Annotated in this window: 13 protein-coding genes; 7 read left to right on the top strand and 6 right to left on the bottom strand. The window is 66.3% G+C overall.

What is annotated here, in order from left to right; translation table 11 throughout:
- Positions 1–2 precede the first annotated feature (2 nt).
- On the top strand, positions 3–665 hold the full coding sequence (locus tag Q0263_RS01440; protein ID WP_298012650.1) for a GntR family transcriptional regulator: 663 nt from the start codon (positions 3–5) through the stop codon (positions 663–665).
- A 183-nt stretch (positions 666–848) separates the two neighbouring features.
- On the opposite strand, the gene Q0263_RS01435 is transcribed toward Q0263_RS01440, so the two are convergent.
- The 5 genes from Q0263_RS01435 to dctP all read right to left on the bottom strand — a co-directional run bounded on the left by Q0263_RS01435 (position 849) and on the right by dctP (position 6,205).
- On the bottom strand, positions 849–2,330 hold the full coding sequence (locus Q0263_RS01435) for an aldehyde dehydrogenase (protein WP_298012648.1): 1,482 nt from the start codon (positions 2,328–2,330) through the stop codon (positions 849–851).
- Between the two features lie 10 nt (positions 2,331–2,340).
- Positions 2,341–3,216 (bottom strand): 4-hydroxy-tetrahydrodipicolinate synthase, encoded by an 876-nt coding sequence (gene dapA, locus Q0263_RS01430; protein WP_298012647.1) that lies wholly within the window; start codon positions 3,214–3,216, stop codon positions 2,341–2,343.
- A 70-nt stretch (positions 3,217–3,286) separates the two neighbouring features.
- Complete coding sequence (locus tag Q0263_RS01425) at positions 3,287–4,606, bottom strand: TRAP transporter large permease subunit (RefSeq protein WP_298012645.1); 1,320 nt, start codon at positions 4,604–4,606, stop codon at positions 3,287–3,289.
- The gene (locus Q0263_RS01420; protein ID WP_298012642.1) at positions 4,606–5,157 is read right to left on the bottom strand and encodes a TRAP transporter small permease; all 552 of its coding nucleotides are present in this window, start codon (positions 5,155–5,157) and stop codon (positions 4,606–4,608) included. The genes Q0263_RS01425 and Q0263_RS01420 overlap by 1 nt, the downstream gene beginning before the upstream one ends.
- Entirely contained in the window at positions 5,150–6,205 is a 1,056-nt protein-coding gene (gene dctP, locus Q0263_RS01415) for a TRAP transporter substrate-binding protein DctP (RefSeq protein ID WP_298012639.1), read from the bottom strand. The genes Q0263_RS01420 and dctP overlap by 8 nt, the downstream gene beginning before the upstream one ends.
- 170 nt (positions 6,206–6,375) lie before the next feature.
- On the opposite strand from dctP, the gene Q0263_RS01410 reads away from it, so the two are divergent.
- Entirely contained in the window at positions 6,376–6,564 is a 189-nt protein-coding gene (locus tag Q0263_RS01410; protein ID WP_298012636.1) for a 4-oxalocrotonate tautomerase, read from the top strand.
- 4 nt (positions 6,565–6,568) lie between these two features.
- Here Q0263_RS01410 and Q0263_RS01405 read toward each other — a convergent pair whose 3' ends face one another.
- A complete protein-coding gene (locus Q0263_RS01405; protein ID WP_298012634.1) occupies positions 6,569–6,949 on the bottom strand; it encodes a DUF4168 domain-containing protein in 381 nt (126 codons plus the stop codon).
- Positions 6,950–7,189: 240 nt separating this feature from the next.
- On the opposite strand from Q0263_RS01405, the gene Q0263_RS01400 reads away from it, so the two are divergent.
- The 5 genes from Q0263_RS01400 to Q0263_RS01380 all read left to right on the top strand — a co-directional run.
- The gene (locus Q0263_RS01400) at positions 7,190–7,846 is read left to right on the top strand and encodes a thiopurine S-methyltransferase (protein WP_298012632.1); all 657 of its coding nucleotides are present in this window, start codon (positions 7,190–7,192) and stop codon (positions 7,844–7,846) included.
- A 135-nt stretch (positions 7,847–7,981) separates the two neighbouring features.
- Positions 7,982–8,290: a high-potential iron-sulfur protein gene (locus tag Q0263_RS01395; RefSeq protein WP_298012630.1), complete on the top strand. Its 309-nt coding sequence runs from the start codon at positions 7,982–7,984 to the stop codon at positions 8,288–8,290.
- Positions 8,291–8,396: 106 nt separating this feature from the next.
- Positions 8,397–9,437 (top strand): UDP-glucose 4-epimerase GalE, encoded by a 1,041-nt coding sequence (gene galE, locus Q0263_RS01390; protein ID WP_298012628.1) that lies wholly within the window; start codon positions 8,397–8,399, stop codon positions 9,435–9,437.
- 92 nt (positions 9,438–9,529) lie between these two features.
- Positions 9,530–11,326: a methyl-accepting chemotaxis protein gene (locus tag Q0263_RS01385; RefSeq protein ID WP_298012626.1), complete on the top strand. Its 1,797-nt coding sequence runs from the start codon at positions 9,530–9,532 to the stop codon at positions 11,324–11,326.
- 149 nt (positions 11,327–11,475) lie between these two features.
- A partial coding sequence (locus Q0263_RS01380; RefSeq protein ID WP_298012624.1) for an MCP four helix bundle domain-containing protein occupies positions 11,476–12,385 on the top strand: 910 nt, incomplete at its 3' end.

Genomic DNA, 12,385 nt, shown 5'->3' with positions numbered 1-12,385 from the left:
CCATGTCCGCCACCATCCCCCCCCACACCGCCAAGCCGCGCGCCACCGAAGCCGCCTACGACGCCATCGAGCAGTTGATCGCCACGCTGCAGCTGGAACCCAACCAGCCCATCGTGGAAAGCGACCTGATCCAATTGACCGGACTGGGGCGCACGCCCATCCGCGAGGCCCTGATGCGGCTGGTCGCCAGCGGCCTGATCGAGCAGCAGCCGCGCCGAGGCCTGCGCGTGAGCGAGATCCGCATCGCGGAACACCTGATCCTGATCGACACCCGCCGTGTGCTGGAACGCCTGATCGCCACTTCGTCCGCCCGCAGGGCGACGCCGGACCAGCGGGCTCGCCTGCTGCAATGCGGCCAGGACATGGTCGATGCGGCCCGGCGCGGCGATCTGGCGGCCTACATGCAGGCCGATCAGGCGCTGGACCGCATCAACCACGAAGCCTGCCGCAATCCCTATGCGGTACAGGCGATCGTGCCCATGATCATCCAGTGCCGCCGGTTCTGGTACGCCTATCAGCACGAGGGCGACCTGGAACGCGGCGCCCGCAGCCACCTGATGGAAGTCGAAGGCATCCACGCCAACGACCCCGAACAGGCGGTCGCCGGCGCCGACGCGCTGATGGACTATCTGACGGAATTCACGCGTACCGTTATAGAAGCCTAGACCTTGCAGAAGAAGGCCCCTTCCGCCGCCGGGCCGCCCCAAGGAAAAAAGCGCCCCCCTGGGGGATGAGCCCGGACGCGAGGCAGTCCTTGAGGACTGCTTCGCGCCTGGCGAATCCGGGCGGCATGCAGGCCGCGAGGTGGACAGCAAGCGGGCGCAGCCCGTGCAGCGTGGGGGCCCTTATCAGTTCACGTACCAGATCGTCTTGGTCTGCTGGTACTGGTCCAGGGCTTCCAGGCCGTTGTCGCGGCCGCCGAAGCCGGACTGCTTGTAGCCGCCGAACGGGGTGCTGATGTCGCCCTCGGAAAACCCGTTGATGGACACCGTGCCCGCCTGGATGGCGCGGGAGACCCGCTGGGCGCGGCCGACGTCCCGGGTGTACAGGGACGCGGCCAGGCCGTAGGCGCTGTCGTTGGCCAGTTCGATGGCCTCGGCTTCCGTCTCGAAGGGCGTCACCGCCAGGATGGGGCCGAAGACTTCTTCCTTGAACAGGCGCGAGCCGGCGGAAACCTGATCGAAGATGGTCGGCTCGACGTACCAGCCGCTGCCCAGGTCCGCGTGAACGCGGCCGCCATGCACCAGCCTGGCGCCTTCGGCGGCGGCGCCGTCCAGGAAGCCGCGCACCTTGTCGAAATGGGCGCGCTCGACCATCGGACCGATCTTGACGGCCTCATCGGTGGGCAGGCCCACCGTCCAGGTGGACAGGCGCTCTTGCAGCCGCGCCAGCAGCGCGTCCTTGATGCCGCTTTGCACGATCAGGCGCGAGCCGCAGCTGCAGTTCTCGCCCATGTTCCAGAACGCCGCCGCCAGCACGTGGTCGACCAGGCCATCCAGGTCGGCGTCGTCGAAAATCACCTGCGGGCTCTTGCCGCCGCATTCCAGCACGATTTCCTTCAGGTTGCTCTCGGCGGAATACTTCAGGAAGTAGCGTCCGACCTCGGTCGAACCGGTGAAGGACACCACGTCCACGTCCATGTGCCGGCCCAGCGCCTGGCCGGCTTCCTCGCCCAGGCCGGTGACCAGCATCAGCACGTCCTCCGGCACCCCGGCCTCGTAGGCCAGCTGCGTCATGCGGTAGGCGCTCAGCGAGGTCAGTTCGGCCGGTTTGACGATGACCGAGTTGCCCGCCACCAGCGCCGGAGCGACCTTCCAGGCATACATCTGGGCCGGGAAATTCCAGGGCAGCACGGCCCCCACCACGCCGATGGGTTCCTTGACGATCAGGCCCAGGGCGTCCGGGCCGGTCGGCGCGATGCGGCCGAAGCACTTGTCGATGGCCTCGGCGTACCAGCGGAAGGTGTCCAGGGTCGCCGGCATGTCCGTGTTCAGGCATTCGGTGATGGGCTTGCCCGCGTCGATGCAGTCCAGCGCGGCCAGTTCTTCCGCGTGTTCCGTCATCAGGTCGGTCCAGCGCAGCACGACGCGCTTGCGTTCGGCGGGGGCCAGCTGGGACCAGGCGCCGGCCTTGAAGCTGGCGCGCGCCGCCTTGACGGCCCGGTCCACGTCAGCCGCGGTGCCGGCTTCGATGGCGCCGATGACGCTGTTGTCGATGGGGGTGGTGTTGTCCAGGCGCGCGCCCGGCGCGGTCTGGCCGGGAATCAGGTTTCCGGCCCACAGCTTGGCGGCGCGGGCCTGCGCGAAAATCTGTTCTTTGCTTTGCGGCATGGTGATCTCCTTAGCGCTCGTAGGCGTCGAGCATGGCCTGGAATTCCTGCGCATCGGCGTCCGACAGCGGCGCCAGCGGCAGGCGGACCGTGCCGGCCTCGACGCCGTGCCGGCGGCAGCCCAGCTTGGCTTTCTGGTTGTAGTCGCCGGACTCCATGGCCAGGATGACCGGATACATGCCCGCCATGAGGGACCGGACATCGTCCCAGCGCCCTTCGACGGCCGCCTTGACCATCGCGACCTGTTCGGCCGGGAAGACATTGGCGCCGCCGCTGATCCAGCAGCGCACGCCCCAGAACAGAAAATCGGCCGCCATGTCGTCGGACCCGCTGATGATCTGGAAGTCCGGGATGCGGGCCTGGATCAGGTGCAGGGCGCGGTTGAAATTGCCGCTGCTTTCCTTGATGCCGACGATGTTGGGGATCTTGGCCAGTTCGATCACGGTTTCCACCGCGATCTGCACGCCCACGCGCTGCGGGAAATCGTACAGGATGATGGGCAGCGGGGTGGCGGCAGCCACGGTGCGGAAATGCAGCAGGATCCCGGCCTGTTCGGGCAGGCTGTAGGGCGGCGTGGCCAGCATCAGGCCGTCGTAGCCCAGGGCCTGGGCGCGCTGTGCGTGGGCGATCGATTCCGGCGTGGACAGCGCGTTGATCCCTGCGATGGTCTTCACCCGGCCCCCGGCGGCCTCGACCACGGTGCGCAGGACCAGGTCGCGTTCCTCGTCGTTCAGCGCATAGTATTCGCCGGTGGTGCCGCAGGCCACGATGCCGGCCACGCCCGCCTCGACGAAACGGTTCACCAGTTGCGCCAGGGCCTGCGCATTGACCTGACCATCTTCCGTGAACGGGGTGATGATGGGAACCAGGATACCTTCGATATTCATATGCCTTCCTAATGACAAAAGGATGCCCGGACAGCCGGGCAGATGCCGGGGCCGACAGCCCCGCAAAAAATCAGAAACCCACGATGCGCTGCGGCAGCCACGTCGCCAGGACCGGGAACAGCGCCACGATCGTGAGCGTCAGGAACTGAACCAGGATGAAGGGGATGACGCCCCGGCAGACCTGGCCGTATTTCATGTCCGGCGGCGCGATGGACAGCAGGTAGAAGATCGACGACGCCATCGGGGGAGTCAGATAGCTGGTCTGGATGACGATGATGACCATCGTGCCGAACCAGATCGGATCGACGCCCGCCGCCGTCAGCACGGGCAGGAACAAGGGCACGCAGATCAGGACGTTGGCGGTCCAGTCCAGCACGAATCCCAGCAGGAACACGATGCACAGGAACAGCGCCAGGGTGCCGGTCAGGCCCAGCCCCATGTCGGAGATCAGCGCCTGGATCAGGCGCCCGCCCCCGTTGGCGGCGAAGATCCCCGTGAACATGATACCCCCGGCCACGATCAGCAGGATCATGGCGGAGATCCTGACCGTGATGGCCAGGGCCTGGCGCAGCATCGTCACGCTGAACTGTCCGTAGCAGATGCACAGGATCAGGGCGCCGATGGCCCCCACGGCGGCCGCCTCGGTGGGCGAGGCGATGCCCGCCATCAGGGACCCCAGCACGGCGAAGATCAGCAGCATGGTCGGCAGCAGGCCGCTGGCCGTGATCCGCAGCTTTTCGGCCAGCGGCAGGCGCATGTCGGGATCGTCCGCCCGGGGGCCTTTCTTCGGGTCCAGGATGCAGACGCCGACGATGTACAGCACGAACAGCCCCACCATGATCAGGCCGGGAAAGAGCATCGCCGCGAACAGTTCCCCGACGGAGATCTGGGCCAGCGACGCATACACCACGGCCACGACGGACGGCGGGATCATGGTCCCGAGGGACCCGCCCGCGCAGATGGTGCCCGCGATCAGGGAATTGTCATAGCGAAAGCGCTGCATGGCGGGAATCGCCATCAGGCCGACCATGACCTCGACCGCCCCCACCACGCCCGCCGCAGCGGCGAAAGTGGCGCCCATGGCGATGGTCGCCACGGCCAGGCCGCCGGGCAGGCGCCCCAGCCACAGCTGCATCGTGCGGAACAGGCGCGCCGCGATGCCGGAGCGTTCGAGGATGGCGCCCATCAACACGAACATGGGGATGGCGGACAGGATGTAGTTGGTGGTGGCCGAATACAGGCCGCCGTAAAGCTGGTTGAAGACCTGATCGCCGAAGGCGAACCATCCGGCCACCAGGGCGGGGATGATCAGGGAAAACGAAACGGGGATGCCCAGAAAGATCAGCAGGAACATCCCCGGGAACATCAGGGCGGCAACAGTCGGATTCATCAATGTTCCTTCTTGGCGTCCGGACCCTGGCGGCAGAAGGCCCGCAGGCCTTCCGCCGCCAGCTGCAAAGTCAGCGCCACCAGGCCGATGGCGATGAGCAGATAGAACGGCCACATCAGCGGCGCCCAGGGGCTGACGGTTTCCACTTCGTGGCGCACCCAGGCCCGCCAGGTGTGCGACATGGCGATCCAGGACAGCATGCCGAAGAACGGCGCCAGGATCAGCAGGTACGCCACTCCCTGCACCGCGCCGTTGAAGCGCGCGGGCAGGCGGTTGCGCAGGACGTCGATGCGGATGTGGGCGTCTTCGCGCAGCACGTAGGCCACCCCCAGCAGGAAGACGGCGCCGTTGGCCATGTAGGCGATGTCGAAAGCCCAGACCGTGGGCGCGTCGAACACATAGCGGGCGAACACTTCATAGACCATCGAGAGGGTCAGCACGGCCGCCGCCACGCTGGCCAGCTGGGAAGCGCACCACGATACGCCGTTCGAGAATCGGGTCAGGGCATTGAGCATCGTTGCCTCGCGGACGAAAGGTCTGGCGTCAGTCACGGATCAGATAGTTGCTTTCGGCCTTCCAGCGCTTGTGATAGGCCTCGTAGTCGGCCAGCACTTCCGCCATTTCCGGCTTGCCGGCCGCCTTCTGGGCTTCCGCCGTCTTGTGCATCCAGTCGTAGCCGGCGTCGGACAGCTGCTTCACGAACGCCGGGTCCAGCGTGATGATCTCGTTGCGGCCGCTGCGATACTTTTCCATGGCCTTCATGTCCGCGTCATAGAAATAATCCAGGCTCTGCTCGGTGGTCAGCTGGGCGGCCGCTTCGATCAGCGGCTTCAGATCCGCCGGCACCTTGTCCCAGTTTTCCTGCTTCAGGAAGACTTCCCACATGAAGGTCGGCTGGTGCACGCCGGGCACCACGATGTACTTGGCGGCCTGGTGGAAGCCTTCCGGCATATTGGCCGAGGGCGGCGCCCATTCGACCGCGTCCACGCCCTTGCGCTGCAGCAGCGTGTAGGTCTCGCCCGCCGGCACGACGGTCGGGACCGCGCCGAAATAATCGCGCATCACTTCGGCCCAGGCGCCGGAGGTGCGGTATTTCATGCCTTTCAGGTCTTCCGCGTTGCGGATCGGCTTGTTCGAGTGCGCCAGGATTTCGGTCGAGCCGATCCCGACGATCATCGTCTTCAGGCCTTGTTGCGCGCGCAGTTTTTCGAGTTTTTCCTTGCCGCCGCCCTGGTACAGCCAGGCTTTGTACGCATCCGGGCCCATGCCGCCGGGGAAGCCGGCGAAGATGGCGTTCACGGGATTCTGGTTGACCAGGTAGCTGGACGTCGAATGCCCGGCCTCGACCACCCCGTCCTGCACCGAGTCGAATACCTTCAGGGCCGGCACGATGACGCCCGCGCCGAAGGGCTGGATCTCCACGCGCCCGGACGTGATGGTCTTCACGTTGGTGGCGAAACGCTCGAGAAAATTCTGATAGAACGGCGACCCTTCGGGCACCGACGTGGGCACGCGCCACGTCACGTCGGCGGCGGACGCCGCGCCAACGGCGCACGCCGACAGGGCCGCAATGGCCAGACTGCGAAAAATGGTCTTCATGTTTCCCCCGGATAGTAGTGGATGCCAGCGTCGAGGCTGAACGACCAGTCTAATATCCAATAAATATATTTACAACATATTAAGGGTAAACACTGAACACCGGCTCGGCGCGGAGCCGGAGCGAGGATGTGCTAGGCTTGCCTGTCTTTTCCCAATTTCAGGAGATCCGCATGCCCACCATGCACATTGAACTGTTCGAAGGCCGCACCCCCGAAAAGAAACGGGAACTGGTGCAGGCCCTGACCGAACGCACCTGCGAGGTGCTCGGCTGCCAGCCGGGGGCCGTGGACATCATCCTGACCGAAATCCGCAAAGATCACTGGGCCACCGGCGGCGTGCTGTGGTCTGAAAAGACGTAGCCGCCTACTGGGACTTCTGTCCGACCATGCGTTCGACCTTCTTGCGCAATTCGGGGTCCTTGCGCACGGCCTGGCTGATGCCGTTGTACTCGGCCACGCTCATGCCGCCCGCTTCGACCCGATCCACCATCTTCTGGTCGGCTTCGACCCGGACCGCCTGCTTGGCGTCCTCGTCGGGGGCCGCCTCGAAGCGGGGCTGATATTCGGCCACCACGCCGCTGACCTCGCGCACAGCGCTGGCGTAACGCTGCAATTGTTCATCCGTCGGCTGATCGATCGTCTCGTAGGCGGCGCCCGGCCCTGCCGCGCGGACCGCCGTCATCGGTCCGGCCAGCCCCAGGGCGATCACGGAAGCGGCCATGAACGCTTTCATCACCTGATTCATCTCTGACTCCTGATTCGCGTGAACAACGTTTCCATGATGACGACGCCTCCCACCGGTTTCAAGTTTCCCGATGCTCAGTCCTGTAACGGCATACCACGGCCCGCCCTCCCGGAATATGCGCCCCGGCGGCTACACTGATCGGACCAAGGCCTTCCAGGCGCGCTCTCCGGCTGCCTGACGCCGCCCGGGCGCGGGGCGCAGCTTCGGCCCCCGACCCATTCCAGCAAGGAGGACACACAAATGGATACGGATTTCTGGCTGCAACGCTGGGAACACGGGCAGACCGGCTTTCATCAAAGCCGCGTCATGCCCCTGCTGCAGAAACACTGGCCCGCCCTGGGCCTGCCCCGGGACTGCCGTGTGCTGGTGCCCCTGGCCGGCAAATCGCTGGACGTCGCCTGGCTGGCGGCGCAAGGGCATCGCGTCCTGGCGGTGGAACTCTCGCCGCTTGCGGTCGAGCAGTTCTTCGCCGAACACCAGTTGACGCCCTCGGTGACGGACGTGCCGCAGGGCCGCCTGTACCAGGCCGGCGGCATCGATTTCCTGTGCGGCGACATCTTCGGCCTGGATGCGGCCGCCCTGGCCGATTGCCAGGCCTGCTACGATCGCGCCGCCCTGATCGCCCTGACGCCGGCGCTGCGCGCCCGCTATGCCGCGCACGTCTACGGACAGTTGCCCGCCGGCTGCCACACCTTGCTGCTGACCCTGGACTACCCCCAGGCTGAAATGGACGGCCCGCCCTTTTCCGTGCCGGATGCGGAAGTCCGAACCCTTTACGAGGCCCGCTGGGGGATCGACACCCTGGAAACCCGCGACGTCCTGGCCAACGAGCCGAAGTTCGCGGCGCGCGGCGTCACCCGCATGAGCACGACGGTCTACCGCCTGACCGCCCGATAGCGCCCGACGCATCCCGATCCGGACGGCGGCGTCATCCGGAAACGGGGCGGCGGGCAACTTGCCACGCCGGGCGACCAGGCGAATAATGGGCTTCAAAAGATACACCGGCCCGCGGGGGGTCTTTCAGGAGTCCCCATGAAAACATCTCGTCGAACTTTCTTGATCTCCAGCGCCGGGCTGGTGTCCAGCCTGGCGCTGTCCCGCCAGGTCCTGGCGGCCGATCACGTCGATGAAAACAGCGCCCTGGCCAAGCAGATGGGCTACAAGCACGACGCGGCCCAGGTGGACCAGGCGTCCCAGCCCAAGTTCAAGCCGGGCGAACACTGCGCCAACTGCCAGCTGTACCAGGGCAAGGCGGGCGACGCCTGGGGGCCCTGTCCGATCTTCAGCGGCAAGGACGTGTCCGAAAAAGGCTGGTGCACCGCCTACACGCCCAAAGCCTGACCCCCGACCGGTGGCCGGCACGATCGCCGGACGCCGGTCTGCGCTAGCGGCCCCGCCTGCGTCAAACTGATAGCATGGAGCCTTTCCACCGCATCGGTCTTTCACCATGACGCTTCTGATCACGGGCGGCGCCGGCTACATCGGTTCGCACACGGTCCTGGAATTCCTGAGCACCGGACAGGACGTGCTGGTGCTGGACAATCTCAGCAACAGTTCCCGCGAATCCCTGGCCCGGGTCGCCGCCCTGACCGGCCGGACGCCCGGGTTCGTCCAGGGCGACGTGCGGGACCGGGCGCTGCTGGACCGACTGTTCGAGCAGCATGCCATCAGCGGCGTGGTGCATTTCGCCGGTCTGAAAGCCGTGGGCGAAAGCGTGCGCGATCCCCTGCGGTACTACGACAACAACGTCGGCGGCACGCTGACCCTGTGCCGGGCCATGGCCGCCGCCGGCGTCCACCGGCTGGTGTTCAGTTCCTCCGCCACCGTCTACGGCGACCCGACGGTCATGCCGATCACCGAGGACTGTCCGACGGGCCGGCCCGCCAACCCCTACGGCCGATCGAAATTGATGGTGGAACAGCTGCTGCAGGACCTGGCCGCCGCCGACCCGCGCTGGTCCATCGCCCTGCTGCGCTACTTCAATCCGGTGGGCGCCCACGCCAGCGGGCGCATCGGCGAAGACCCCCACGGCATCCCCAACAATCTGCTGCCCTACATCAGCCAGGTGGCCGTGGGCCGGCTGGAACGCGTGTCGGTCTTCGGCCACGACTACCCGACTCCGGACGGCACGGGGGTGCGCGACTACATCCACGTGGTGGACCTGGCCCTGGGGCATCTGGCCGCCCTGTCCTATCTGCGGCGGCATCCGGGCGCCCACGTCTGGAATCTGGGCACCGGCGCCGGCTATTCCGTGCTGGACATGATCCGCGCCTTCGAGACGGCCTGCGGCCGCCCCATCCCCTATGCCCTGGCCCCGCGCCGGCCGGGCGACGTCGCCGCCTGCTGGTCCGATCCGGCCAAGGCCAGGCGCGATCTGGGCTGGCAGGCGCAGCGCGGACTGGAACAGATGATGGCCGACACCTGGCGCTGGCAATCCGGCAATCCGGACGGCTATCCGTCGGGGGATGACGCCGGGCGGGAAAAGTAGGCGGATAATTACCGCTTACTGTAACGATCAGAATCATGGGGTTTTCCCTAACATAATGGGCATTCCTTCCGGACACGCCCAGGCGAACCCTCATGAAAAATCTGAAGATCAGCACGCGGCTGACGGCCGCGTTCGCATTTCTGTTGCTTCTGGCCCTGATCCTGGCTCTGATCGGCATCTGGAATGCCCGCAGTTCCCAGGCGCTTTCCAGGGAGATCGTCGAACGCCAGCAGATCAACCAGTTGATGACCGAATGGGTCCGCGCCGTGGAAGTCCGCGCCAATCAGGTCATCGGCTACGTGCTGGTCTCCGATCCGGACGTGCTGGAACATCTGAAAAAAGGCATCGACACCGCCACGGCCAATATCGTCCAGTACGACGAGCGGGCTCGAGCCTTGTTCAAATCGGGCGACTCCCTGCACATGTACGGCGAAATCCTGGAACTGCGCAAACAGTACCTGGCGGACATGAACATGGCCTTCCAGGCTCTGGACAACCGCCAGTCCATCGTCGCCACGGAAATCGTGCGCGACAAGCTGCCGGAAGTGGGCAGCGCCTATATCAACAGCATCGACAAGCTGCGCGCCTATCACCGTGAAGGCACCAACACCGCCCAGGCCCTGCTCACGCAGCATGCCCAGACCAGCGAAGCCATCCTGATCATCGCCACCCTGCTGGCATTCATCCTGGGGCCGCTGTTCGCCTGGCGGGTGATGCGCGCCATCACGCACCCGCTGCGCGACGCCGTGTCCATCGCCGAAGATATTTCCCGCAACGACCTCAGCCGCCGGATCACGTCGGGCTCCGGCAACGAAATCGGCCAATTGCTGCAGGCCCTGGGCCGCATGGCTCAGAACCTGCGCGGCACGGTGGGTGAAGTGCGCACAGGCGCCGACTCGATCGCCTCGGCCGCCAGCCAGATCTCCGCCGGCAACCTGGACCTGTCCTCGCGCACCGAACAGCAGGCCAGCTCCCTGGCGCAGACCGCCGCCACCATGGAAGAAATCACCGCCACCGTGCGCCAGAACGCCGACAACGCCCAGCAGGCCAACACCCTGGCGGCGGCCGCCGCCAGGACCGCGGGCAACGGCGGCGCCCTGGTCGCCGAACTGGTGGGCACCATGGGCGAGATCAACAGCAAGTCCCAGCAGGTCGCCGACATCATCGGCGTGATCGATTCCATCGCCTTCCAGACCAACATCCTGGCGCTGAACGCCGCTGTCGAGGCCGCCCGCGCCGGCGAACAGGGCCGCGGCTTCGCCGTGGTCGCCGCCGAAGTCCGGGCGCTGGCACAGCGGTCGGCCGGCGCCGCCAAGGAAATCAAGGGTCTGATCGACACCTCCGTCGAGGCCGCCGCCAAGGGCAACGAGCAGGCCGCCCATGCCGGCGACACCATGCAGGAGATCGTCGACAGCATCAACCGCGTCACCGACATCATGGGCGAGATCAGCGCCGCCAACCGCGAGCAGACCACCGGCATCGAGGAAATCAATTCCGCCATCACCCAGATGGACGACGTCACCCGGCAGAACGCCAGCCTGGTCGAAGAATCCGCCGCCGCGGCCACCAGCCTGCAGGAACAGGCCGACACGCTGGCCCGGCTGGTGGGCACCTTCAAGCTGGGGGACCAGGCCGATGCCCCAGCCGAGGGGGCCCGGAACCCTCTTACGGGAGCCGGCCGCGCCTCGTCGAGCGCTCATGACGGCGCGGCCGCGCGGCGCCCCGGTCTGGCCTCGGCGCCGGAAAAGGTGGTCAGCCCGGCCCCGCAACGACCCCGCCGCCAGCCCAAGACGGACGCGCCCGCCCCGGCCGCCGGCCGCCCGGCGCTGCGCGCGCCCGGCAAGCCGGCGCCCGTCACCGCCGACACCGAGGAATGGACCGAGTTCTGATATTTTAGAAAGAACAGGCCCCCGACACGGCCCCTGTTATGCCGTTTGGATTCGGACACACTTCGTACAATCAAGTGAAATTTCGTCCGGTCCGCGTCGGGAAGGCTGCCCGCGTGGTTCCGAAAGCCTCTCCATACCTCGAGGACTCCATGCGTAACCTCAAAATCGGCACCCGGCTGGCGCTGGGATTTGGCCTCATCATCATTCTGCTGCTGATCATGTCCGGCATCGGCGCATGGCGCATGATCGCCACCGAACAGGACAGCGGCACTCTGCTGCAGCGCCAGTCGAACAACGCGCAGGTGCTGCGCTGGGCGCGCCAGGTGGAAGTCAACGCCAACCAGGCCCTGGCGGCGGCCAACCTGACCAACCCCGACGTGCTGAAGACCTTCAAGGACGGCATGGAGGCCTCCGACAAGCGCTCCGACGAGCTCCAGAAGCAGATCCAGGAAGGCCTGCACATCCCCGAAGCGATCGCCCAGTTCAAGCAAGCCACCGCCCAGCGCGACATCTACCGCAACGGGCGCGCGCAGGCATTCAAGGACCTGGACAATGGCGATTACGCCAAGGCCGACACCTTCTTCAACCAGGAAATGCCGAAGATCACTGCGCAATACATCGCGGAGATCGACAAGCTGTCCAACATGCAGAGCGGCATGGTCGAGCGCACGTTCGCCGAGGGCGCCCAGGCCAACCAGCTGGGCTTGGTCTCGCTGGGCGTCGCCACTCTGCTGGCGCTCATCCTGGGCCCCCTGTTCGCCTGGCTGGTGACGCGGTCCGTCACTCACCCGCTGCGCCACGCCGTCAGCCTGGCCGAGTCCGTGGCCCGCCGCGACCTCAGCCAGCACATCCAGGCCGACGGCAAGGACGAGATCGGTCTGTTGCTGAAGGCCCTGAGCGCCATGGGCGAAAACCTGCGGGGCGCGGTCAGCGAAGTGCGCAGCGGCGCCGACTCGATCGCCTCGGCCGCCAGCCAGATCTCCGCCGGCAACCTGGATCTATCGTCGCGCACCGAACAGCAGGCCAGCTCCCTGGCGCAGACCGCCGCCACCATGGAAG

Origin of the sequence: uncultured Castellaniella sp., assembly GCF_937988725.1 — a bacterium.
In the GTDB taxonomy this organism is placed as follows: domain Bacteria; phylum Pseudomonadota; class Gammaproteobacteria; order Burkholderiales; family Burkholderiaceae_B; genus Castellaniella.
The sequence above is the reverse complement of the archived record's forward strand: the minus strand, read 5'-3'. Positions and strand labels throughout refer to the sequence as shown.